The organism is Leuconostoc carnosum (genome assembly GCF_007954525.1).
Classification (GTDB): Bacteria; Bacillota; Bacilli; order Lactobacillales; family Lactobacillaceae; genus Leuconostoc; species Leuconostoc carnosum.
Genome location: NZ_CP042374.1, coordinates 494241 through 519328, shown reverse-complemented (window position 1 = coordinate 519328; position 25088 = coordinate 494241). Strand labels below are relative to the sequence as shown.

Annotated in this window: 26 protein-coding genes and 1 other annotated feature; of the genes, 25 read left to right on the top strand and 1 reads right to left on the bottom strand. The window is 37.5% G+C overall.

Translation table 11 applies throughout. The annotated features are described in order from the left end of the window. The first annotated feature begins 53 nt into the window (after positions 1–53). The 8 genes from hisH (at position 54) to FGL89_RS02420 (ending at position 6196) form a co-directional block, all read left to right on the top strand. The gene (gene hisH / locus FGL89_RS02455; RefSeq protein ID WP_014973981.1) at positions 54–680 is read left to right on the top strand and encodes an imidazole glycerol phosphate synthase subunit HisH; all 627 of its coding nucleotides are present in this window, start codon (positions 54–56) and stop codon (positions 678–680) included. Continuing rightward, positions 677–1390: a 1-(5-phosphoribosyl)-5-[(5-phosphoribosylamino)methylideneamino]imidazole-4-carboxamide isomerase gene (gene hisA / locus FGL89_RS02450; protein WP_014973982.1), complete on the top strand. Its 714-nt coding sequence runs from the start codon at positions 677–679 to the stop codon at positions 1388–1390. The genes hisH and hisA overlap by 4 nt, the downstream gene beginning before the upstream one ends. Positions 1391–1393: 3 nt before the next feature. Beyond that, positions 1394–2158, top strand: coding sequence for an imidazole glycerol phosphate synthase subunit HisF (gene hisF / locus FGL89_RS02445; RefSeq protein WP_014973983.1), 765 nt, complete (start codon positions 1394–1396; stop codon positions 2156–2158). Then, positions 2158–2577 (top strand): phosphoribosyl-AMP cyclohydrolase, encoded by a 420-nt coding sequence (gene hisI, locus FGL89_RS02440; protein WP_014973984.1) that lies wholly within the window; start codon positions 2158–2160, stop codon positions 2575–2577. The genes hisF and hisI overlap by 1 nt, the downstream gene beginning before the upstream one ends. 55 nt (positions 2578–2632) lie before the next feature. Then, positions 2633–2947 carry a phosphoribosyl-ATP diphosphatase gene (gene hisE, locus FGL89_RS02435; RefSeq protein WP_014973985.1) on the top strand — a complete coding sequence of 105 codons (315 nt, stop codon included), beginning with the start codon at positions 2633–2635 and terminating at the stop codon, positions 2945–2947. A 55-nt stretch (positions 2948–3002) separates the two neighbouring features. Beyond that, on the top strand, positions 3003–4073 hold the full coding sequence (gene hisC, locus FGL89_RS02430) for a histidinol-phosphate transaminase (RefSeq protein ID WP_041773189.1): 1071 nt from the start codon (positions 3003–3005) through the stop codon (positions 4071–4073). 289 nt (positions 4074–4362) lie between these two features. Next, a complete protein-coding gene (locus tag FGL89_RS02425) occupies positions 4363–5646 on the top strand; it encodes an adenylosuccinate synthase (protein ID WP_014973987.1) in 1284 nt (427 codons plus the stop codon). Positions 5647–5683: 37 nt separating this feature from the next. Beyond that, positions 5684–6196 (top strand): YiiX/YebB-like N1pC/P60 family cysteine hydrolase, encoded by a 513-nt coding sequence (locus FGL89_RS02420; RefSeq protein WP_014973988.1) that lies wholly within the window; start codon positions 5684–5686, stop codon positions 6194–6196. Positions 6197–6224: 28 nt separating this feature from the next. Here the strand turns inward: FGL89_RS02420 and FGL89_RS02415 are convergent, their stop codons facing one another. After that, positions 6225–8291 carry an ATP-dependent Clp protease ATP-binding subunit gene (locus FGL89_RS02415; RefSeq protein ID WP_014973989.1) on the bottom strand — a complete coding sequence of 689 codons (2067 nt, stop codon included), beginning with the start codon at positions 8289–8291 and terminating at the stop codon, positions 6225–6227. 196 nt (positions 8292–8487) lie between these two features. Between FGL89_RS02415 and FGL89_RS08600 the strand changes: the two genes are divergently transcribed. The 17 genes from FGL89_RS08600 (at position 8488) to FGL89_RS02335 (ending at position 25011) form a co-directional block, all read left to right on the top strand. Beyond that, entirely contained in the window at positions 8488–8661 is a 174-nt protein-coding gene (locus tag FGL89_RS08600; RefSeq protein WP_014973990.1) for a protein YkzS, read from the top strand. A gap of 97 nt (positions 8662–8758) precedes the next feature. Beyond that, complete coding sequence (locus FGL89_RS02410; protein ID WP_014973991.1) at positions 8759–9766, top strand: rod shape-determining protein; 1008 nt, start codon at positions 8759–8761, stop codon at positions 9764–9766. Positions 9767–9842: 76 nt separating this feature from the next. Continuing rightward, on the top strand, positions 9843–10700 hold the full coding sequence (gene mreC / locus FGL89_RS02405) for a rod shape-determining protein MreC (RefSeq protein ID WP_014973992.1): 858 nt from the start codon (positions 9843–9845) through the stop codon (positions 10698–10700). Beyond that, positions 10701–11228: a rod shape-determining protein MreD gene (mreD, locus tag FGL89_RS02400; RefSeq protein ID WP_014973993.1), complete on the top strand. Its 528-nt coding sequence runs from the start codon at positions 10701–10703 to the stop codon at positions 11226–11228. Between the two features lie 42 nt (positions 11229–11270). Next, positions 11271–11494: a binding site (T-box leader), on the top strand. Between the two features lie 184 nt (positions 11495–11678). Next, positions 11679–12320, top strand: a complete 642-nt coding sequence (locus FGL89_RS02395; RefSeq protein WP_014973994.1) for an amino acid ABC transporter permease — start codon at positions 11679–11681, stop codon at positions 12318–12320. A 3-nt stretch (positions 12321–12323) separates the two neighbouring features. Further along, a complete protein-coding gene (locus FGL89_RS02390) occupies positions 12324–12962 on the top strand; it encodes an amino acid ABC transporter ATP-binding protein (RefSeq protein WP_014973995.1) in 639 nt (212 codons plus the stop codon). Next, positions 12962–13816, top strand: coding sequence for an amino acid ABC transporter substrate-binding protein (locus tag FGL89_RS02385; protein WP_014973996.1), 855 nt, complete (start codon positions 12962–12964; stop codon positions 13814–13816). Before FGL89_RS02390 ends, FGL89_RS02385 begins: the two co-directional genes overlap by 1 nt. 148 nt (positions 13817–13964) lie before the next feature. Next, positions 13965–15419: a cardiolipin synthase gene (gene cls / locus FGL89_RS02380; protein WP_014973997.1), complete on the top strand. Its 1455-nt coding sequence runs from the start codon at positions 13965–13967 to the stop codon at positions 15417–15419. Then, complete coding sequence (gene yfmF, locus FGL89_RS02375; protein ID WP_014973998.1) at positions 15416–16678, top strand: EF-P 5-aminopentanol modification-associated protein YfmF; 1263 nt, start codon at positions 15416–15418, stop codon at positions 16676–16678. The genes cls and yfmF overlap by 4 nt, the downstream gene beginning before the upstream one ends. A gap of 1 nt (position 16679) precedes the next feature. After that, complete coding sequence (yfmH, locus tag FGL89_RS02370) at positions 16680–17951, top strand: EF-P 5-aminopentanol modification-associated protein YfmH (protein ID WP_014973999.1); 1272 nt, start codon at positions 16680–16682, stop codon at positions 17949–17951. A gap of 13 nt (positions 17952–17964) precedes the next feature. Beyond that, entirely contained in the window at positions 17965–18846 is an 882-nt protein-coding gene (locus FGL89_RS02365; RefSeq protein ID WP_014974000.1) for a helix-turn-helix domain-containing protein, read from the top strand. 10 nt (positions 18847–18856) lie between these two features. Then, positions 18857–19438 carry a CDP-diacylglycerol--glycerol-3-phosphate 3-phosphatidyltransferase gene (pgsA, locus tag FGL89_RS02360; RefSeq protein ID WP_014974001.1) on the top strand — a complete coding sequence of 194 codons (582 nt, stop codon included), beginning with the start codon at positions 18857–18859 and terminating at the stop codon, positions 19436–19438. Positions 19439–19570: 132 nt separating this feature from the next. Then, entirely contained in the window at positions 19571–20713 is a 1143-nt protein-coding gene (gene recA / locus FGL89_RS02355; RefSeq protein ID WP_014974002.1) for a recombinase RecA, read from the top strand. A gap of 111 nt (positions 20714–20824) precedes the next feature. Continuing rightward, entirely contained in the window at positions 20825–21517 is a 693-nt protein-coding gene (locus FGL89_RS02350; protein ID WP_014974003.1) for a response regulator transcription factor, read from the top strand. A gap of 175 nt (positions 21518–21692) precedes the next feature. Beyond that, positions 21693–22607: a phosphate ABC transporter substrate-binding protein gene (locus FGL89_RS02345; RefSeq protein WP_014974004.1), complete on the top strand. Its 915-nt coding sequence runs from the start codon at positions 21693–21695 to the stop codon at positions 22605–22607. Positions 22608–22676: 69 nt separating this feature from the next. Continuing rightward, positions 22677–24032, top strand: coding sequence for a sensor histidine kinase (locus tag FGL89_RS02340; RefSeq protein ID WP_135197245.1), 1356 nt, complete (start codon positions 22677–22679; stop codon positions 24030–24032). 97 nt (positions 24033–24129) lie between these two features. Then, entirely contained in the window at positions 24130–25011 is an 882-nt protein-coding gene (locus tag FGL89_RS02335; RefSeq protein WP_014974007.1) for a phosphate ABC transporter substrate-binding protein PstS family protein, read from the top strand. The last annotated feature ends 77 nt before the right edge of the window (positions 25012–25088 follow it).

Genomic DNA, 25088 nt, shown 5'->3' with positions numbered 1-25088 from the left:
TAATAAAGACACATTGGATGCTTAATATGTTAAGCAGAAAGAAAGGTGACTGTATGTCAATTGTAATTGTTGATTATGGTGCGGGTAATGTACGTAACGTCATTAAAGCAATGGCCTATGTTGGTTTATCAGCTAAATTAACACAAAATCCAACAGATATTTTATCAGCTGATGGCATAGTAATTCCTGGTGTTGGGGCATTTAAGTCAGCAATGGATCAAATTAATGATTATCAATTACTAAAACCTATACAACAAGCAGCTAAAAAAGGAATACCCATACTGGGAGTTTGTCTTGGCATGCAATTATTATTTGATTCATCGACAGAATTTGGGCAAACGACAGGATTCGGATTAATTCCTGGGACAGTCGAGCAATTGCCCAAAAATACGCCATTTAAGGTGCCACAAATGGGTTGGAACCAGAATAATGTGTCCATCAATAATGTTATGACATCAGGTATAAAAGATGAATATACTTATTTTGTACACTCATATTATGCTAAAACTGAAGCTAAATATATTGCTGCCAGCGTTGACTATGGGGTTATTGTGCCTAGTCTTGTGATCAAGGACAACATTATTGGTGCTCAGTTTCACCCAGAAAAATCTGGGGATGTCGGGTTACGTGTTTGGCAAGCTTTTGCTACGTTAGTTCAAGAAAAGGTGGCATCATCATGATTATTCCAGCAATAGATTTATTAGACGGGCAATCTGTTCGTTTGTTAAAGGGTGATTTTAATGCAGTGACGAAAATTAACTTAAATCCCGTGGCACAGGCCCAAGAAATTAATCGTGCTGGATTAAGCGCACTGCACGTGGTTGACCTAAACGGGTCAAAAGATGGGGCAGCAAGGAATTTTGAAACAATTTTAGCTCTGCGAAAAGAGTTTGTTGGTTTCATGGAAGTTGGAGGTGGTATTCGCACGCTAGAACAAATTGAAACATACTATCGTGCTGGTATTGATCGTGTGATTCTAGGTTCCGTGGCATTGAAAAATCCAGTTTTAGTAAAAGAGGCAGTAGCAAAATATGGTGATTTTATTGCTGTTGGTATTGATGGCGATAATGGCCGTGTGGCAACAGAAGGCTGGCTAGATCAATCGGATGTGACATTTGAGGCATTACTTGATGCCATGCTCACTATTGGTGTTAAAAATTTTATTGTCACAGATGTTGCCCGAGATGGTACATTACAAGGGCCAAATTTGTCAATGTTATCTGAATTACAGCATCAATTCTCAAAAGCCAATATCATTGCTAGTGGTGGTATTGCGCAAGTGAGTGATTTAGCTGACTTACATGATATTGGTATTCAAGATGTTATTGTTGGTAAAGCGCTAGCCACAGGAAATATTAAACTTGCAGAGTTAGTGGAAATGGAGGACTAGTGTATGGCATTAGCAAAACGCATCGTCCCCGCTTTAGATGTTAAAAATGGTCGCGTTGTGAAAGGTATTAATTTTTTGAACTTACAGGATGTTGGTGATCCAGTTGAAATTGCCAAAGCCTATCAAGATGCAGGTGCTGATGAACTCGTATTCTTAGATATTTCCGCAACCCTAGAAGGTCGTACAACAATGATTGATATGATCGAACGTGTGTCATCAGTCGTATTTATGCCATTGACTGCAGGCGGTGGTGTAACTGACCTAAATGGTATACGACAAATTATTAAAGCTGGTGCTGATAAGGTATTTTTAAATTCAGCAGCTGTCAAACAACCCAAATTAATTTTGCAAGGTGCGGAAGTTTTTGGTTCACAAGCAATTGTTGGTGCCATTGACGCAAAGTGGGACGAACCAGCTGGTATTTATCGTGTCTATATTGCGGGTGGGACAAAGCCTACAGACTTAAATGCATTAACGTGGGCACAAACCATGGTAGATTATGGTGCTGGTGAATTACTAGTGACAAGTATGGATGCTGATGGGACGAAAGATGGCTATGATGTTAAGCTTTATCAAGCATTAAATGATGTTGTGAAGGTGCCAATTGTAGCTAGTGGTGGTGCTGGTAAAATCCAAGATTTCACTGAAGTATTTCAGGATGGGCATGTAGATGCAGCCTTGGCTGCATCAGTATTTCATTACAATGAAATTGCTATACCATTTTTAAAACAACAATTATATGATGAAGGGATACCAATGAGAAGATGATGGAACAGACACCAAACTTTAATAAGGCCAGTCAAAACCATTTAGTTCCAGCCATTATCACTGATGTGGCTACCGGTACTTTTCTGATGCTAGGTTATATGAACGAAGAGAGTTATCAACTGACAAAGTCAACGCAAGAAACTTGGTTTTGGTCGCGAGAAAGAGCTGAACTTTGGCATAAGGGCGCAACAAGTGGGAACACACAACAAGTGGTATCAATGACTTTGGATTGTGATTTAGATACATTGTTGATACAAGTCAAACCTAATGGCCCAGCTTGTCATACTGGTGCTTATTCTTGTTTTTTTAATACAATCACAGGGCAAAATTTCACCAATAACAACCAAGCATTGGTCAAAAATCAGTGGACAACTGGTGGTTTTCCAATAAATTATCCCACATCATTACAAGAAAAATAAAATGAATTAGGAGGTCATATGCTCACCAAATAAGATATGGTGTAGTATAAAAAATATGCAACAAACAATTGAAGCACTTTATAAGCAAGCATTAGAACGTAAAGATAATCCGCAAGAGGGTTCTTATACAAATTACCTATATGACAAAGGATTAGATAAAATTCTGAAAAAAGTGGGGGAGGAAGCGACAGAAGTTATTGTCGGTGCTAAAAACACTAATGATGAATTAATTTATGAAACAGCTGATTTATTTTTCCATTTAATGGTATTATTAGTTGAAAAGGGTGTGTCCTTTGATGATATTAAGGATGAACTTGGTTCACGCCAAGGGCAACAATCAATATTGCATGAACGTGAAAACTGGCGTTAAAGAGAATGATAATGCTATTACGTGAAAATCCACTGTGCATAGGAAAGGCAACATGATGAAAGAATCGATTAAAAATCTGGCAGCATATGAAGCAGAAATACCAGCAGAAGTTGTAAAAGCCAAATATGGGTTACAACACTTAGCACGCTTATCAGCAAATGAGTCAGTGTATGGACCATCTCCAAAAGTAGCACAAGCCATCAAAGCGACCTCTGATGATATTTTAGGTTATTACCCTGATGGACAAGCTACTTTATTGCGGCAAGCAGTCGCCGAATTAGATGATGTTGATCCAGAAAATTTGGTTTTCGGTGTTGGTGCGGATGAGCTGATTCAATTATTAACGCGGACAATCCTGACACCCGGCACAAACATGATTGTGCCAGATCCGACTTTTGGAGAATATGCCTTACATGCACAAATTGAGCAAGCAGAGACTAAAAAAGTACCTGTTAATGTTAAATCAGGGCATGTTGATTTTAAGGCTATGCTCGCAGCGGTTGATGATAAAACAGCGATGGTTTGGCTCGCTAACCCAAATAACCCCACGGGTGTATTTGAACCAGTAGCAGATATCCTTGCCTTTCTAGATAAACTGCCAAAGTCCGTTGTATTAGTTGTGGATGAAGCTTATTATAACTTTGCAGACGAATCAGATGCAACAGTGGCTCAATATGTTAAAGATTATGCTAACTTAGTTGTTTTACGTACTTTATCAAAAGCCTATGGTTTGGCGAACTTACGCGTTGGTTATGGTATCATGACAGATCCATTGTATCCTGTCATGCAGGCAGTTAGACTGCCTTATAACCTCAACACTTATCAAATAATTGGTGGTACTGCTGCTGTTAAAGACCAAGCATACTTATCTGAAGTTGTTGCCAAGGTGCAGTCAGAGAGAATTAAGTTTCAAAAGTTTTTGCATCATAATGATGTGACGTTTTATGACTCACAAACTAACTTTATTTGGATTAAAGTTGGTGACACTAAAAAAGTTGGTGCTTATTTGTTGTCAAAAGGCTACCAAGTCAATGACAGGTTAAATAAAGAATGGATTCGCATAGCTTTAGGAACGCCAGAAGACAATGAGGGTATGCGACAGGCGCTACTGGATGTTATTGAATAATAGAATTGTATTAAAGGATAATTAATATCCTTTTTATTTTGTTATAAAAATATAATTGATAGTATTTTTGCCGTTTTTTTATATCATAATTTTACTGTGTATGTTAAAATAAAAAAGTAAAAGGCGTTTATTTATTTATTGTTCGCATTTTGCTAAAAATAAAATATATAATCTCAGAGGGACACTCACGGATAGGCGCAAACAAGTCATTGTTGATTAATCATCTCAGGACTTTCTCCGACAAACCTATCCCGTCTGAAAGCAGCTGGGGATGTACTAGGAGAAAGATATGTCTGGTGTAATTGTTGTTGGCTCACAATGGGGCGACGAAGGTAAGGGAAAGATAGTTGATTTTTTTGCGGAAAATGCTGATGCAGTTGTCCGCTATCAAGGTGGTAATAATGCTGGGCACACAATCTGGCATGGTGATACAAAGTTTGAATTATCAGCTTTGCCATCTGGTATTTTAACGCAAGGTCAGTTGGCTATTATTGGTAACGGTGTTGTTGTTAACCCTGAAGCACTACTAGCCGAAATCACTGAGGTTGAATCCAAGGGGATTTCAATTGATAATTTGCGTATATCCAACCGTGCACACGTGATCTTGCCGTACCACATTGCCCTTGATAAAGCAGCAGAATCATCATCAAATAATCGTATTGGGACAACCAAAAAAGGTATTGGACCAGCTTACACGGATAAAATTTCACGTGTTGGCATTCGTATGGCTGATTTGATTGATCCAGAAGTATTTGCTAAATTACTAAAAGAATATTTACCTTTTAAAAATGCGCAATTAACAAAATTATATGGCGAAGAAGCCTTGAATTATGATGATATATTCAACACCTATGTTGAATATGGGCGTCAACTGGCACCGTATGTTACTGATACATCATATTTGCTTGGTCAATTAATGGGTGATAAGAAACGAGTTGTTTTCGAAGGTGCTCAAGGTATTATGTTGGATGTTGATCATGGAACCTATCCTTACGTTACCAGCTCAAATCCAACTGCTGGTGGTGTCATGAATGGCGCAGGTGTGGGACCTAAACAGATTCAGGATGTTGTTGGTGTCATTAAAGCTTATACATCACGTGTTGGTGAGGGGCCTTTCCCAACAGAATTACATGATGATATTGCGGACCACATTCGCGAAGTTGGTCATGAATACGGTGTTGTGACGAAGCGCCCACGTCGTATTGGCTGGTTAGATGCTGTGGCTTTACGCCATGCTGTACAAGTTTCTGGGTTGACTAAGTTAGCTATTAATTCACTGGATGTTTTGTCTGGTTTGAAAGAATTAAAGATTGCAACATCATATACTTATAAAGGTGAAGAAATACATCATTTTCCAGCATCTGATACATGGTTTGAAGGTTTAGACATTAATTGTGAAACTTTACCTGGTTGGGATGAAGATATTACAGGTGTACAAACTTTTGAAGCATTACCAGTAAATGCTCAAAATTATCTTAAGCGTATTTCAGAATTATTGTCAGTCGACTTACTAAGTTTTGCTGTGGGACCAAAACCCGAAGAAACACATTTATTAAGCGAAGTTTGGGAATGATATTTGTTAATAGGGATTGTTTAAAGTGAGTAGTAATATGAAAATAAAGGCTGCAGACTTACTATTTGTTCGCAATCAACATGATGATTTGGATGAAGCGATTGCTGCAGCAACTGGTGATTACATTCATGTTGGCATTGCGCTAGACAATTATTCTGTTATTCATGCAAGTGGTCGTTATGGTGTTGTGATACAATCTTTAACTGAATTTATAGAAAATTCTGGACATGCTGACATCTATCGTCCAATGACCAACCAAGTTGATCGTGTGATTTCTCAAGTACAAGCATTTGAAGGATTACCGTATAATTTTTCATTTTATCCAGATGGTCCGGGGCTTTATTGTTCTCAATTAGTAGCTCTAGCTTTTAAGGGTGTGATTACATTTAATGAACAACCCATGCAGTTTGGTGATGGGCAACATGATATATCAGATTTTTGGTTAAACTATTATTTCAAATTAGGGCTTGCTGTACCTTTAAATCAACCTGGTACAAATCCTACTGATATGTCACATTCTGATCAATTAGAATATATTGGTCGAATATAAAAAAGCACGTTCTTAGAACGTGCTTTTTTTAAGCTTTAACATAGTCATTTTCAGAAATAACAATGTCGCCGGTTTCGGTATTCACATCTGCAAATAGTGTTGTACTTTCAGGGTGTGCGAGATAGTGGTCAGCCAAAGTATCGGCAATTTTATCTTGTAATACACGACGTAATGGTCGGGCACCAAGAGCGGGATTATAACCAAGTGCAGCTAATTTGATTTTAGCAGCATCACTGACGGTGACGTTTAAATTATTATCGGCCAAATTAGCATTCATATCAGCCAACATTAAATCAACAATTGTTAAGAGATGTTCTTGAGATAGCTGTTGAAATTCAATAATATCGTCGAAACGATTGAGAAATTCAGGTCGGAAATAGTTTTCTAGGCGTTGTAATAATCGACTTTTGGGGTCAGCTTGATTGAAACCTACTGGTGTGTTACCGGTATCTGTTGAACCAGCATTGGATGTCATAATAATTACTGTATCCTTAAAGCTGACAATATGACCTTGAGCATCTGTTAAACGACCATCATCCAAGATCTGTAAAAACATATTCATGACATCTGGATGTGCCTTTTCAATTTCATCAATCAAGACTAATGAATAAGGATGACGGCGAACTTGCTCAGTTAATTGACCGGCTTCTTCATAGCCAATGTAACCAGCTGGGGCACCAATCATTTTAGAAACAGAATGCTTTTCCATGTATTCTGACATGTCAAATCGAATTAAGGCATCTTTGCTACCAAACATTTCTTTAGCAAGTTGTTTAGCTAGCTCAGTTTTACCGACACCGGTTGGGCCGACAAATAAAAACGAACCTATTGGTCGACCTGATTTTGTTAAACCAATGCGATTTCGGCGAATAGCCTTGCTGACTGTTTGAACAGCTGAATCTTGACCAATCACATGTTTTGATAACTGTTTATCGAGATCTTGTAATTGGTTGACTTCATTTTCTTTCAAATCTCCAACTGGAATATCAGTTTTGTCTTCGATGATTTTCAGAATATCTTTTTCAGTGACGGGTTGTGGTTTAAACATTTCAGGATGAGCTTCAACTTGTGCTTTTTGAGACTCAAGTTGGTTTGTTTGATCCCGCCAGTAGCTGGCTTTTTCGAAATCTTCTTTATCGATGGCTTCTTGCTTTAACTGCTCAGCATTATCAATCTTAGTTTGAATAGATTTAGGATCAGCGATTGTCATTGTTAGGTTTTTACGTGAGCCGGCTTCATCAATCAAATCAATCGCCTTATCAGGTAAAAATCTTTCAGGAATGTAGCGATCAGAAAGTTCAACAGCGGATTGAATAGCGTCTTCTGTGAAGACGACGTGATGATAGTTTTCGTATCGCTTTTGGATACCTTTTAAAATCGTAACGGTTTCTTTCTTAGAAGGCTCTTCCACTTGTACAGGTTGAAAACGCCGTGCAATAGCACCGTCTTTTTCAATTTTACGGTACTCGTTGAGTGTTGTAGCACCAATAAGTTGGAATTCGCCTCGAGCCAATGCTGGTTTTAAGATATTACCGGCATCCATACCACCTTCCGCATTCCCGGCACCCATGATTTCATGAACTTCGTCAATGAATAGAATGACAGTATCATTGCTGCTAACTTCTTTCATCAATTGGCGCATACGTGCTTCGAATTGACCACGCATTGAAGTACCTTGCACGAGCGCTGACATATCTAAACGAATGACGTCTTTTGATTGTAACTTTTCTGGGACTTTATTGGCAACAATTGCTTGGGCCAAGCCTTCAACAACGGCTGTTTTACCAACACCAGGTTCTCCGATTAAGACAGGATTATTTTTGGTGCGGCGATTAAGAATTTCAATTGTCCGTGCGACTTCTTTATCACGTCCAATCACTGGATCAAGCTTACCTTCACGCGCCTGTTGTGTTAGGTTAATACCATACTCTTCCAAAAATGTTGGCCGTTTATTATTTTTGTTTTTGTTATTTTTTTGCTGTGGTCCAGTGGTATTTTGACCACCATTTTGTGCGTCTTGCATTTGTTCATTCATTGCGCGCATCATGTCATCAAAATTAATATTGTTAAAGCCAAAGGGGTCTTGTGCTGCCATAATTATCAGTAGTTTTTGTAGTGGTTAAATCATGTTGAAGATCGATATATTAGAGTGATTTAACACTACAAGAACATTTCCTTTCTATATATTATGTATTAATTATAACAGTTCAACATTAAATTGCAATTAAAGTTAGCACTCTGATAGTTTGAGTGCTAACTTTAATTATTGTATACTAGAAGTGAGGTGTATTATGGATTATAAACAACTATTAAATGATTTGCGTGATGGTAAAATTGATGAGATTAACATGACGCCAGAGGCATTTCCGGAATTTCAAAAAGTTTGGCGGGAATTTCCATCACAGAATCGTATTCGTGGTATAGCGGGTAAGCAGGGTCAAGTCAAGTATGTTCGTGTAAATTAATTAGTCAAAAAATGTGTTTCTATGCTACAATACTATCAGTTAAACATAAAATAAAATTGCGCATATTTTACATTCTAAGTATAAAAGGGGCAGCATTGTGGCATTTTCATTTGGACAACGTAACGTCGGTATCGATCTTGGTACGGCCAGTACATATGTATATATAGAGGGACGTGGTATCGTATTGCGTGAACCATCTGTAGTTGCACGTAATACAGAGACAAACGAAGTTGTAGCCGTTGGTTCTGAAGCAAAAGATATGTTGGGTCGCACACCAGCTAGTATTGCTGCAATTCGTCCAATGCGTGACGGTGTGATTGCCGACTATGATACAACAGTAGCAATGATCCGATACTACCTACAAAAAGCACTTGGTGGGCGTATTGGAAAACCATATGTGACAATTGGTGTACCATCAGGTGTCACAGCGGTTGAACGTCGTGCAGTTATTGATGCGGCTCGTGTTGCAGGTGCACGCGATGCGTATGTGATTGAAGAACCTTTTGCTGCAGCTGTTGGTGCAGGGCTACCAGTGATGGATCCAACAGGATCAATGGTTGTTGATATGGGTGGTGGAACGACTGATGTGGCCACTATTTCATTGGGTGGTATTGTGTCTAGTCGATCAATACGTATTGCTGGTGATAAACTAGATGAATCAATTGCTAATTTTGTACGTAATAAGTACAATGTGACAATTGGTGAACCAACTGCTAGTCGATTGAAGGTCGAGATTGGCGCTGCTTCTTTGGAATTAGCTAGAACTTTGCCAAATGCTTCCGTGCGCGGACGTGACCTGTTGACTGGTTTGCCAAAAACAATTGATGTGACTGCCGAAGATGTGGCAACTGCTATTCAGGAACCAGTTCAAGAAATTGTTGCTGCAATAAGAGAAACGTTGGAATCAACACAACCAGAATTAGCTGCTGATGTAATTGATCATGGTATGGTCTTAACAGGTGGTGGTGCATTACTTCGTGATATGGATAAAATTATTCAAGAAGCAACTAAAGTACCTGTTTTGATTGCTAATGAACCATTAGATGCCGTTGCAATTGGTACTGGTGAAGCACTAAAATCAATTGATGTTATGCGTCAAAACTAAATATAAGATGAGCTTAATTGAACACTAGCGTGGCGCTTGCGCTACGCTTTTATTTTTAAAACAAGGGGACAACAAAATGCGTAAAATATTTTCATCACGCACCGTTGTAACAATTATTATTGCCGTCATTGTGATTGTAGGGTTAATTGCGGGATCGAACTGGTGGGCGAAAAGAACGAATACACCACCATTTATACAACGCTTTGGTAATGATTTAGCTGGTGGCGTAAGCCGAGTGATTGCTATGCCGACAAATGCTGTTGGACGAACAGCTAATAGTATCGGGAATTTATTGGATACTTTTTCGGAAAATCGTGATTTGAAATCAAAAATTGATGAGTATGCGCAAAACAAAGTACGTTTGCAAACTATTGAAGAAGAAAATGCGTCACTTAAAAAGCAACTTAAGTTACAAGCAACGTTAACTGATTACAAAACAGTTTCTGCTGTGACGATTAGTCGTTCACCAACAACATGGCAATCACAGCTAGTTATTAATAAAGGATTAAATTCTGGGCTGAAAAAAGGCATGCCAGTGCTAGCTGGAGCAGGAATTATTGGTCGTATTAGTGAAGTAAATACCACGAACGCTAAAGTGGCTTTGATTTCTGATACGAGTGAAGAAGCTAATCGTTTTGCTATTACGATTAAAGGTGACGATGGCGATGTTAATGGTATTGTGACTAATTTTAATAGGGAAAAAAATCAGTTGATCATGGGCCAAGTTACCTCTGATAACAAAATTAAAAAGGGTGATTTGGTAAAAACTTCGGGTCTAGGTGGCATCATTCCAGCAGGCATATTTGTAGGAACAGTTACTAGCGTGACGAAAGATGATTATGGTCTATCTAAGCAAATCAATATTGAACCAGCAGCAGACTTAGGTAATATTACAACAGTTGTTGTTGCGGTATCAGAGATTGGAGCGCAATAGATGGCATTTTGGCAGTTAACACGCTTACGTGTTGTATATCCAATTGTATTATTGTTTTTATTATTTGTTGATGGTAGTTTAATGTCTGGAATGGGTGGTATATTTACTGCGTTTCCATGGCATATACTACCTGTATTAACCCTAGGATGGTTATTTTACGCTGTACAATTTGATGCTGAAACAGATATGCCATTCTGGTTATATGTCATCTTAATTGGCGTGCTGTTTGATATGTATTATACTGGTATTTTTGGGACATATACATTAGCATTTGTTAGTTCAGTGGCTGTCATGATGCAGCTTCATAAAGTATTAGATGAGCGCCTATTAAGTGGATTATTTATGTTTTTAGTTGGTCTGATTGTTTATCTGTTGGTCACTTATGTGGCAGGTTTTATTACAGGTGTATCAAGTGTTGGTTTAACGGCATTTATGTTATTTGAAGTGATGCCGACGGTTATTTTAAACGTAATGATTGCCGCAGTCGGTTATTATCCTGTTTGGTCGCTATTTCAATTTTTGAGATAGTTCTTGACAAATAACTTGAAAAGAATATAATAAGAAATATATTAAAAAACGTTGAGTAGAAGAGTAGGTTAATGTATCCTTCAGAGAGTTTGTGGTTAGTGCGAGCAAACGGTTATATTAAACGAAACACATCTGCGAGTGTGTGATTGAATTGAGTAGGTCATATCGGGAATGCCCGTTACCGCATACAGTCTTTTGACTGACTGAGATGTAACTAGTGATAGTTATATAATCAAGAGGTGGCACCGCGGAAAAACGCCCTCTAAATACGACTGTATTTAGAGGGCGTTTTCTTATTTTGGGTGGAAAGACTGACAGAGTGGTTTTGTGTGAGCAAAATCAAAATCTGAGGTGGTATCACGCTCAAGCGTCCTCTTGTAATTAATTTTGCAGGAGGATTTTTTTAATCAAAAAAATGAAATTAATGTTGTCAGTTAGAAGGAGATAAAGATGAATTATTTGATGGAAATATTGCCAAGCTTATTAGCCGGCTTGAAAATGACACTAGGTGTATTTTTCCTAACCATTATTGGCTCGGTGCCCTTAGGAATTATTGTTTCATTAGGCATGAAGTCACCTTATTTTACGATTCGTTGGATTATTAATGGCTATATTTGGATTATGCGTGGAACGCCACTATTATTACAGCTGATTTTCGTTTATTATGGTTTGGGTATGATAGGCATCACGTTTCCAAGATTTGAAGCAGCAGTGATTGCTTTTATTATTAACTATGCCGCTTATTTAGCAGAAATTTTCCGTGGTGGACTACAGTCAATGCCACGTGGACAATATGATGCTGCAAAAGTGCTTGGTTTTAATAAATTTCAAACTTTTTTCAAGATTATCCTGCCACAGGTGATTAAAATTATTGTGCCATCGTTTGGAAATGAAGTGATTAATTTAGTTAAAGATACGTCATTAGTCTATGTAATTGGCTTAGGAGATATTCTGCGTGCGGGAAACATTGCAGCGAGTCGTGATGTGACATTATTACCATATTTGTTGGTTGGCTTGATTTATTTACTCATGACAGCAATTGTCACAGTGGCATTGCGCCGTAGCGAAAAACGTTTAAATATTTGGAGATAAGCTATGTTAGAAATTAAAAAATTAACCAAAAAATATGATACGAATACAATTTTTAGAGATTTGAATTTAACGGTTAACGATGGCGAGGTGTTAAGCATTGTTGGCCCATCAGGTATTGGTAAAACAACCTTAATTAAAATTTTAGCCGGGTTAGAAACAGCTAATTCTGGTCATATTATGCTTAATGGTGATGAGCTGCCAGTAGACGGCACACGCTTTGATGCTAAAGTTGGTTTGATTTTTCAAGACTTTAACCTTTTTCCGCAATATACTGTGATAGAAAATATTACACTAGCACCCATTAATGTTAGAAAAACAGATAAAGTTGTAGCACGGCAACAAGCAAACAATATTTTGACGACTTTAGGTATGCTGGACAAAGCTGATTTATATCCATATCAATTATCTGGTGGACAAAAACAACGCGTGGCTATTGCCCGTGCATTGGCTATGAATCCGCAAATATTAGCTTATGATGAACCAACCAGTGGTTTGGATGAAGTGGCTACCAAGCAAGTCGGTGACATCGTGCAAACGTTAAAAGGGCAAGGGGTGACACAACTCATTATCACTCACGATCAAACTTTTGCAGAGATGGTGTCAGATCGCGTGTTTGATTTTGCAACGGAGGTACAACGTTAATGGTAACAAAGAAAAAGAAAATTATAGTTAATACAATTGTCGCTCTCATATTCTTTGCATTGATTGGTTGGGTTGCAATTGGACTAAATGAAAATTCAAAGAAGACATCACAAAATAATCAAACAACATCTCAAGTTGATGAGTGGAATCGTATTAAAAAGACAAAACAAATTACAATTGGTCTAGATGATACCTTTGTACCGATGGGATTTCGTGATAAAAATGGAAAACTTATAGGATTTGATGTTGACTTAGCAAATGCGGTATTTAAAACAATGGGTATCACGGTTAAATGGCAACCAATTGATTGGTCAATGAAAGAAACAGAATTAAACACAGGAAACATCGATGCCATTTGGAATGGCTATACTAAGACAGCTGCACGAGAAAAGCAGGTCGCTTTTTCTGAAACTTACCACAATGCGACACAAGTACTTGTAACGCTCAAAAAGAATAATATTAATCATTTTACTGATATGAAAGATAAAGTTCTTGGTGATCAAACAGCATCAAGTGGTGATGAAGGCTTTAGTAAGTATCCAAAGGTATTAAAGCAGTATGTAAAAGACCAAAAAGTCGTTGGTTACGATACGTTTGATAAAGCGTTTAATGATTTGAATGCTGGACGTATTGATGGTTTATTAATTGATGAAGACTATGCAAGGTATTATGTTGCCCACCAGCCAAATCCAAAAAATTATACAATAACGGTTGGTGACTTTCCGGTTGACCAAACTGGTGTCGGTTTCCGAAAATCGGACAATGGATTGCGTCGTGCTGTTAACAAAACATTGGCCGCATTTAAGGCTGACGGTCGTATGAATGAGATAGAAGATAAGTGGTTTTCAAAGTAATTGAATACGTTTTAATAAGCAATTAAGGTTGTCTGGTGACAATGCTAATTGCTTTTTTGTGCTTAATTATATAATTGATTATTTGATATAAAATAATGTAAAAAATGGTAAACTAGTAGTATTATGAAAATAGTAGATAGGGAGTGACATGCTAGAAAATTCCGTTCTAATCGTTTTATGGCTTATTTTGTTAGGTAATACAGCTGTTGCTATAATTGCTGTTTTCAGTCAAAAACGTGATATTGCAACAATTTGGGCATGGTTGTTAGTGTTAATATTGATGCCTGTTGTAGGCTTCTTTATTTTCTTTCTGGTGGGTAGCCGCATATCTAATAAAAAAATCTTTCGTTTACGCACACAAGAACAACGTGGGTTAGAACAAATTGCAGAAAATCAGCGTCAGCAATTAGAAGCAATTGAACAGTTATTACCAATTCCTGATTCAGCATCTGAACTAGTGAATTTATTTCTAACATCAGATGATGCAGTCCTAACACGTGGTAATGAAATTAATATTTACAGTAATGGTAAAGATAAATTTGCAGCACTATTTGACGACATTAAAAAAGCTACTAGCCACATCCATTTAGAATATTTTACAATTTATGATGATGAGATTGGCAATCAACTCGTTGATTTATTAACACAAAAAGCTGGTCAAGGTGTTGAAGTACGTGTGATTTTTGATCAATATGGCTCGCGTGGTCAACATCATGACATGTATAAAAGATTACGTGATGCTGGTGGTGTGGCAGAACCATTTTTAATGCGCCATTTTCAATTATTGACTATACGATTTAACTTTCGAAATCACCGTAAAATAGCTATTATTGATGGTAATGTGGGTTATATTGGTGGTTTCAACGTTGGAGACCAATATTTAAGCAAGTTTAAAAAATTTGGTCATTGGCGTGATACACATATTCGGATTCACGGTGACGCCGTACTATCATTACAGAGCCGTTTTTTAATGGATTGGAATGCTACTGCACCAGCTCAAGAATTACTCACTCAAACAGTTGATTATTTTCCAGAAATTACAGAATTACCTGGTCGTGCAATGGTTCAAATTGTTTCAAGTGGACCTGATAATGATTTAAAGCAAATTAAACAAGGTTTTATGCGCATGTTCGCTTCTGCACGCGAAGAAATTACAATTGAAACACCATACTTCATACCAGATGCAGCTATTCTAGAAACCTTACAAATGGCTATTATGTCAGGTGTACGCGTCAGACTAGCAATCCCAAACAAACCGGATCATCCGCTTGTCTATCGAGCAACACAATATTATGCTAGAGAATTAATCGAACTCGGAGCGGAAGTTTATCGATATGATGGTGGATTTTTACATAGTAAAGTTGTCATAATTGACCATGAAATTAGTACCGTTGGTTCAGCTAACATGGATATTCGCTCATTTGCTTTGAATTTTGAAGCAAATGCATTTATTTATGACCCAGATATTGCTGTACAATTAGAAAATTTATTTGAGAACGATATGCAACACGCTACATTATTAACAATTGAAGATTTCGAAAGGCAATCATTTTGGATGACTTGTTTACAAAAATTTAGTCGTCTATTCTCACCAATTTTATGAAAAAAATACAACTTAAATCTGGCGTGAACCTTGTCGTTCTGCCAACAACACAATTTAAAACATTGCACATTGCAGTTGATTTTGCAGCGCCGTTGCAGACAGATAGTGTATCTTCGCGTTCTTTATTATCTTATTTAACTGCAGTGAGCTCTAAAATTTATCGAAATCAACAAGCTGTTGCGCAAAAGACGATTGATTTATATGGTGCACAGTATGAAACTGATGTTATGCGCTTTGGACAAACACATCATGTGAGATATAGTATGCAGTTACCTGCACCGGTTTATCTTGAAAATACATCGTATTTACTCCATGATGCTTTTTCATTTTTAAGAGAAATGATTTTCAATCCATTAGCTGATGGGGCACAATTTGATCAAGAAACTTTTGAAAAAGAGCGACAGAGTTTGGTTAATGAATTGTCAAGTTTAATGGATGATAAGCGACGCTACGCTGTGACTAAGCTGCGTCAGTTAACTTATACCACGCCTGAGATGCGGGTATTATCATCAGGTGTTGTAGCAGATGTTGCGAAATTAACTGCTAGCGATGTATACGATGCATATCAGGATATGATTAACCATGATACAATGAACATTATCGTTTTCGGCGATATTGATGAAATGCAAGTATTGTCAGAGTTAGAATATTGGCCGCTTAAGCAACGTGAACCACGTCAATTGAAGCCATTTTATCGGCAACCGGTTCATACTTCAGTGGATGAATTATCTGAAAAACAACCAGATATTAACCAAGCCATTTTAACTTTAGGTTATCACTTGAACTTATCACCTGACGATCCTAGACGTTTTGTCGCCTTGGTTTTCAATACCTTGTTCGGTGGCTCACCCTTATCAAAGTTATTTACCAACGTACGTGAGAAAGAGTCATTGGCTTATAGTATTTATTCACGCTGGCAAAATGATACTGGTTTTATTACGGTAGCTGCTGGATTGGATAAAGCTAAAATTGCTCAAACAGAAAGCATGATTGCAGAACAAATTGCAGATATTCAAAATGGCAATTTTAGTGAAGAAACATTAGCAGCGATTAAAACGAGTCTGATTAATGATTATCTCAGCCAACAAGACTCACCAGCAAGTGAAATTGAACTTGTATTTTCACGTTTGCTAACACAACGTGAAACCCCAGTAGCACAATGGGTAGCTGAGGTTTCTGCTGTTACACCTGTTCAAGTTGCTGAACTCGCTCAACAATTAACGCTGCAAAGCCGGTTTATATTGCTGCCCAAAGGTTAATATGATAGAAAAAAATTATAAACAATTTAAAGAAAAAGTGATTACTGAAACACTAGCTAATGGGTTGAAAGTGATCATGATACCAAAACGAAATTATCACAAAACATTTGCTGTTATTACTACGCCATTTGGCTCCTTGGATCGTCAATTTCAAATTAATGACGAAGCACCCATCACGGTACCTGCTGGTACGGCACATTTTTTAGAGCATAAACTTTTTGAAAAAGAGCATAGTGATGCTTTTACACGTTTTGGCGAGTTGGGAGCAGATGCGAATGCATTTACTAATGCTTTCCAGACGAGTTATTTGTTCTCGACAACACAAAATTTGAAATTAGCTGTGACACATTTATTAGATTTTGTGCAGACACCGTATTTTAGTGACCAAACAATTGCTAAAGAGCAAGGGATTATTGGTCAAGAAATTCAAATGTATGATGATGATGCGAATTGGGCAGTGTATATGGGTTTGTTGCAACTATTGTATCCTGATTCGCCGTTGGCTGAGGATATTGCTGGTACGAAGCAATCAATTTCAAAAATCACGCCCCAACTGCTTTATAGTATTCATCGAGCATTTTATCAACCAAATCAGTTGACTTTACAATTAGTTGGTTGTTTTGACCCAGTTGAGGCATTGTCAGTCATTCGGGCTAATCAAGAGAGTAAACAATTTGAAAATGTTGCCGTGACACGTTTTGAAGCGCCAATTACTGTGTCTAGAAAAAAAGAAGTCATTCAATCATTTGATGTATCTCGACCCAAGATTGCTTTAGGTATTCGGTTAGAAGGTACGCAATTAACTGGTTCAGAAGCCACGAAGTTCATTTTAGCAACTGACATTCTAGCTGATATGTTATTTGGAGAGCAGACAGACTGGTACCAAAACCTGTATAATAAAGGTATCATTGATACGGAATTTACAACCTCTTTTGATTTACTTCATGGTTATCAATTTGTTAGTTTTTTCTCTGAAACAACTGAGTATGAGCTATTAACGAAAGCAATTTCAAATCAAATGGCTAGCTATGAAGATGTATTGTCACGCCAAGAAGAGACATTTGAAGCCTTACGTCGCGCGACATTGGGAGAAGGTATTCAACGTCTTAATTCTCTAGAAAGTATTGCTTTACGTGGGGATGATACATTATTTGGTACGAATTTGTTTGATAAAGTGATGTTATTACAAGAGTTAACGTATAATGATATATTAGAGAGCGCTAAAAAAATATACCAAAATGCGACTTTAAAACGTTTTATTTTGAAAAAATAATAATAGGAAAATCATGAACGAAACTTTAATAAATCAAATTGGGGAACAGCTAAAAGCTGCTCGGCTGAATCAAAATTTAACATTAGATGATATCCAAGCAACGACTAAAATACAAGTACGTTATCTGGATGCTATTGAAAATAATAATCTCAGCATTTTGCCGGGAGATTTTTACGTGCGTGCCTTTATTCGTCAATATGCACTAGCTGTAGGTTTGAATCCCGAAGATTTACTTGGTGAAGTAGCACCTGAATCTATTTCTCGAAGTCATGATTTGAGTCGTGCGCATCGTGATAATGATGGGATTGTGCGTGCAGGAATTGATCATCGTCAAACCGCGAAGTCGCGAATATCAGGTATGATGCCCACAATTTGGCTAGGCATTTTAGTCGTTGTGGTATTGATCATGATTTGGTTTGTTTTAACGCACATAGGTATTGGTAGTCAAAATTCGAGTAACGATACTGACAATGTATCAGTATCGACGTCGACTGTGCCAAGTTCGTCTTCTGCACGCGAATCCTCCTCTAGTGCATCATCATCTCGTAAACCAGCGAAGAAGGCAGCCACTAAATTAGATTTAGGAACCCCAGAACAAAATGCAGCATTACAAACTACAATTTATAATCTATCAGGTCAAGAAAGCAAAAAACACACTGTTAAAATTACAGCAAGAGGTACAGGGACTAATGTTAAGGTTAGTGTTGGCGCAAATGTCTTATTAGATGAAAATGTTACAACTGATCAAACAATTAGTATTCCGGCAGATAGTGAAGCAGTCAATGTTCAATTTACCAATGTGGTTAATGCAACAATGACATTTGATGGGCAAAAGGTCACCGTACTTGACACGGCAACCCCGTTTTGGAATGTGCTTTTTAACTTAGATAAGTGAGAAAAAAAGAATGAATCTACCTAATAAATTAACAGTTTTTCGTATCGTTTTAATACCCGTTTTTATTTTAGTATTATCTGTACCACATAATTGGGCTACACTCCTTTTTTCTGGTGAGGCAATTCCTGTGAATTGGATTATAGCGGCGATTGTATTTGCCATTGCTTCAATTACTGATTTTTTAGACGGGCAAATTGCTCGGCGCCAACATTTAGTGACTAATTTTGGTAAATTTGCAGATCCTTTAGCAGATAAGCTGTTAGTGATGACTGCCTTAATTTTTCTAACCAGCTTTAACGTTGTATCTGCTTGGATGACTGCAGTAATTATTATTCGAGAATTAGCCGTTACTGGTCTTCGTACACTTATTGTTGAAAATAATGGTAAAGTACTTGCAGCACAAATGCCTGGTAAAATTAAAACATTTTCACAAATGTTTGCTATCTTTTTCTTGTACTTAAAAGATATGCCATTTGCTGCTATTCATTTGCCAATTGGTCATATTTTAATTTGGATTGCTGTTATTTTTACTGTTTATTCAGGTCTTGATTATTTTTGGAAGAATCGCGATGTTTTTTCTGATGGGATGTAAAAGTGTCTTGCGTTGATTTTTCGTATCATCTATACAGAGAGCAAGTAGTGCGAACAATTGTTCGATAAATGCTTGCTTTTTATAGTAGAAACAGGTAAACTGATTGAGTAAGATAAAAGGAGTTAGCCGCAAATGGTAACGAAAAAAACGACTAAAAAAGAAGACAAAGAAAACCAAGCTAAGGGTCGCAAAGCAGCACTTGATGAGGCACTGAAGAAAATCGAAAAAAACTTTGGGAAAGGGTCTGTGATGTTGTTGGGTGAAAACGCAACAACGCAAGTGGACACTTACCCATCAGGATCAGTTAAATTAGATGTTGCACTTGGTGTTGGTGGTTATCCAAAGGGTCGTATTATTGAGATATATGGACCAGAATCATCAGGTAAAACGACACTGGCATTGCATGCTGTCGCTGAAGTACAAAAAGCTGGTGGCACAGCAGCGTATATTGATGCTGAAAACGCTTTAGATGTTAAATATGCTGAAGCATTGGGCATTCATAAAGATGAATTATTGTTATCACAGCCAGATACTGGTGAACAAGGATTGGAAATTGCCGATGCTTTGGTACAATCTGGAGCAGTTGATATTATCGTTATTGATTCAGTTGCAGCATTGGTGCCTAGGGCTGAAATTGAAGGCGAGATGGGTGATGCCCATGTCGGATTACAAGCTCGTTTAATGAGTCAAGCGTTACGTAAATTAGCCGGTACATTAAATCGTACAGGAACGATTGCTATCTTTATTAACCAAATCCGTGAAAAGATTGGGGTGATGTTTGGTAATCCTGAAACAACACCTGGTGGTCGTGCGCTAAAGTTTTATTCAACGATTCGTTTAGAAGTACGTCGATCAACACAAATTAAAGATGGTACAGATGTTACAGGAAACTTAACTAAGGTCAAAGTTGTTAAAAATAAGGTAGCACCACCATTTAAAGTTGCTGAAGTCGATATTATGTACGGAAAAGGAATTTCACAAACTGGGGAAATTCTTGATTTAGGTGCTGATACAGAAATTATCCGTAAAGCTGGGGCATTCTACTATTATGATGATGTCAAAATAGGGCAAGGACGTGAAAAGGCGAAGGAATTTTTGGATAGTCCTGAAAATGCCGAGATGCGTCAAGAAATTTATGCTAAAGTACGTGATATTTTTGGTATCGGTGATGGTAGTACAACTGAAGTCGCACCAGAAACAGAAGAATCAGTGGATGAACCAGATACATTGGATTTGGGGAATAATGATGATTTGACTGACGAACCAATTGTATAAATCCTGTAAAGGTAAGGAGAAGTGCTAGGGCATTTCTCCTTTTTTTGTTACAATGCAATTAAGAAAACAAATGGAGGATGGCACTTTAATACGTTAAAGTGTATACATGTCATGACAAGTATTTTAGTGGTGGATGATGAATTAGCGATTGCAACGTTGTTAAAGTATAATCTAGAGCAAAATGGATTTGACGTCACTTTAGCCGAAACAGGTGATCAAGCCTACGAACTTGCTTCTAAACAGGCATTTGATGCTATTCTATTAGATTTGATGCTACCAGTGATGGATGGCATGACAGTATTAAAAAATTTACGGCAAGATAAAATTAGCACACCAGTAATTCTGATTACAGCTAAGGGTGATGAATTTGATCGTATTTTTGGTTTAGAATTAGGTGCAGATGATTATATTACCAAACCTTTTAGTCCACGTGAAGTTATTGCCCGACTAAAAGCCGTGTTACGCCGTTCGCAGCAAACAAAACAGCAGAATGCGACACAGCTTGATGTGATTGAGATTCAAAATTTAACGATTGATGATAGTAAAAAAGTAGTGACTAAAGATGGTGTGATCTTAACTTTGACACCTCGAGAATATGAGTTATTATTGTATTTTGCCCAACGGCTAGGACGTGTGATTGATCGTGAGACAATTTTGACAGCAGTATGGGGTTATGAATTCACTGGTGAAAGCCGCATGGTTGACATGCATATCAGTAATTTACGGGAAAAGATTGAGCGTAATCCAAAGACACCAAAGTTACTCAAAACTGTACGTGGCTTTGGCTATACGATGGTTGTGTAGATTTGTAAAGACACATTTACATCTATTTACACAATAGTGACCGTTTTATGAAGCTTTCTCTTACATAGCGTGTGTAGTATATAAATTGTAAACAAGGAACGGTTACCAAGAACTGCTACTACAAACCTTGTTTACATCATATAGACTTCTGCGATATAAAAAGGGAGAATGCGTTATGAACAAAAAAGTTGTTGGCATTATTGGCGGTCTTGTTGTGATTGCGGCAGGAATGATATTGTATACTAGTTCTGGTGCAAACCAAAATGCTAAAAAAGCAGGTGATTCAACGTCTAGTGGTGCGAGTGTCGGTGGGAAAGTGTTGGCACTAGGATCTACTGCGTTACAACCATTGGCTGAGCAAGTTAGTAAATCTTTTCAAGATAAGAATCCAGGAGTCACAATTACCGTACAGGGTGGTGGATCAGGTGCTGGATTAAGTCAAGTATCTGATGGTTCAGCTCAAATTGGTAATTCTGATGTTTTTGCTGAAGAAAAAGAAGGTGTAGATGCTTCTAAATTGATGGATCATAAGGTTGCGGTTGTTGGTATTGCACCTGTTGTTAATTCTGATGTACAAGTATCAAACCTGACGAAAGCTCAACTACGTGATATATTTACGGGTAAAATTACGAACTGGCAAAAAGTCGGCGGTAAAGATCAAAAAATTGTGGTAGTTAATCGTGCTACTGGTTCAGGAACGCGTGCAGTCTTTGAGAAGAATATTCTAGACAATCAAAAAGCCGTCCAGGCTACCGAACAAGATTCAAATGGCACGGTTCAAAAAATTATTGCTACAACACCGGGATCAATCTCATATCTGGCTTTTGCTTATCTTGATACCTCAGGTATCAAGGCGTTGAATATTGATAAGGTACTACCAGAAAAGAAAAATGTTGAAGATAACACTTGGCCAATATGGGCCTATGAACATATGTATACTAAAGGAGAACCCAAAGGTGCAACCAAAGAATTCTTGAATTATTTTATGACAAAAGAAGTTCAAAAATCAATTGTGCCCAAGTTAGGTTATATCGGTTTAACTGATATGCAAGTGACACGTGATGCTAAGGGCAATGTGAGTGAAAAGTAACCTTAATTAGGACTAAAGCCGTCGATTTAGACGGCTTTTTTGTTATGATAGATGTATTGGAGTAATGTTATGAAAACAGTGATACTTAAATTTATATCGTTTTTAGTAATAAATATTGTTTGTTTAGTATTAGTTAATCATGTCATGTTATTTAGTGGTCAACAGTTACTTGCACTTTTTTTTATGATATTGATTAGCACTACGGGTGTTGTTTGGGTAGCTGATTTATGGGTGTATTATCAAAAAAAAGAATTAAGAGTGATGCAACAGCGAATGGCTTTAACGATTAAAGGGGATTCACCACGTATCGTATTGACCGAACCCAATCTACCCTACTATGATGTTATTCGACAGTTCAATGCACTGCAAAGTTATATTCGCGACGAACAACTCTCAGCTAGACGTGATATTAATAATTATCAATCATTACTAGCGAGTCTACCGGTTGGTGTGATTAATGTTAACCGTCAACACGTTGTTGATGTATTTAATCAAACGGCAGCAGACTTATTAGGTGTTGAATTACGCCAAACGCCAGTTACAGAAAGTTTAGTCATACAGCAATTTACTTTGTCAGAATTAATTAATCAGACATTCAATGCACAAAAGAATCAACGGTCTGTTTTAAATTTACAAATTAATGGTGAAACTAAACAATTTGAAGCAAGTACACTTTATCACAAAAATGATTCACAATATGCCGAGGTGATGGTGATTTTATATGATCTTACCTCAGTTTTACAAATCGAGCGTATGCAATCAGACTTTTTGGCAAATGCTTCTCATGAATTGAAAACACCATTGACAGCTATTACTGGGTTTGTAGAGACCTTGCAGGGTAAGGCAGGTGAGGATCCGACGGTACGTGCACAGTTTTTAAAAATTGTGGCCGATGAAACCAGCCGGTTAGCATTGTTAGTTAATGATATTTTATCCATATCACGATCATACCAGAATAGCGATGATAAGCAGGTATCATTAGCTGTTCATACTATTGTCACAGACCAATGGCAACATATGAAAACTATAGCTGCCTCTAAGAACGTGACCTTTATAAATAATGTACCACAGGACTTTACGATTTATGGTTTCAAACATGATTTGCAAACGATTTTGCAGAACTTGATCGGGAATGCCATTAAATATAATGTGTTAAATGGTAGTGTTACGGTTTCAGCGTACCAACATGATAGTTATTGGCAATTGGAAGTTAAGGATACAGGTATTGGCATTCCAAAGCAGCAACAGTCGCGTATTTTTGAACGCTTTTATCGTGGTGATGAATCACGACAAAGGCATATCGCTAGTGGTACTGGGTTAGGTTTAGCAATTGTCAATGAACTTGTTTCGAAACACCACGGTGAAATCAATGTTAACTCTCAAGTAGCTGTGGGGACAACGATAGTTATCAAATTACCGCTATAAAAATAGTCTTTACACAACCTTTACAAAACCATGCTTTTACATTTACATAACTTTAAGATAATAAAAGGGTAGTAGTTTAATCTTGGGAGGCATCATAATGTCGAAATCGCATCGCGCAACAATTGTAGCTACAGTTGTTGCGGTGGGTATTGTTGCGGCGCTTGGAACCGCTTATGCAACACGTGATCAGGGGTCAAGTGGTACATCAATTACTGCTGTTGGCTCTACAGCACTTCAACCATTTGTTGAAGCAGCTGGTGAGGAATACGCTAAAACTAATGTCGGCACATTTGTTAATGTGCAAGGTGGCGGTACCGGTACAGGATTGAGCCAAGTATCGCAAGGCGCTGTTGATCTTGGTAATTCTGATGTTTTCGCGGAGGAAAAAGAAGGTATTGATGCTAAGTCTTTAGTTGATCATCGCGTAGCTGTTGTAGGAATTACACCATTGCTAAACAAAGATAATGGTGTCAAAAATTTGACCACAGCACAGTTAAAATCAATTTTTACTGGGAAAGTAACTAATTGGAATCAAGTTGGCGGGAGAAATCAAAATATTGTGATTATCAATCGTGCAACTGGTTCTGGTACAAGGGCTACTTTTGAAAAATGGGGACTACAAGGTGCTAAGAGTACTGAAGCACAAGAACAAGATTCATCAGGAATGGTACGTTCAATTGTGTCCACGACACCAGGAGCTATCTCATATGCTGCTTTTGGTTATATCGACAAAAGCGTACTAGTACCTTCTGTGAATGGTGTTGAACCAAATAACAAAAATGTTGCTAATGGTCAATATGGTATTTGGTCATATGAGCATATTTACACAAAGGGTCAACCTACTCGACACGTTGCAAAATTTTTAGCATATCTAACCTCTGATAATATTCAACGTACATTAGTTCCAAAGTTGGGCTATATTTCCATTCATGATATGAATGTCGAACGTAGTGCCACTGGTGAGCTTGTCAAAAAATAAGTCATTGCATACTTAATAAACTTATCTATGGCTATGCCATATTTTATAGAATATAAAATAGAGTTTAATGACTTAAA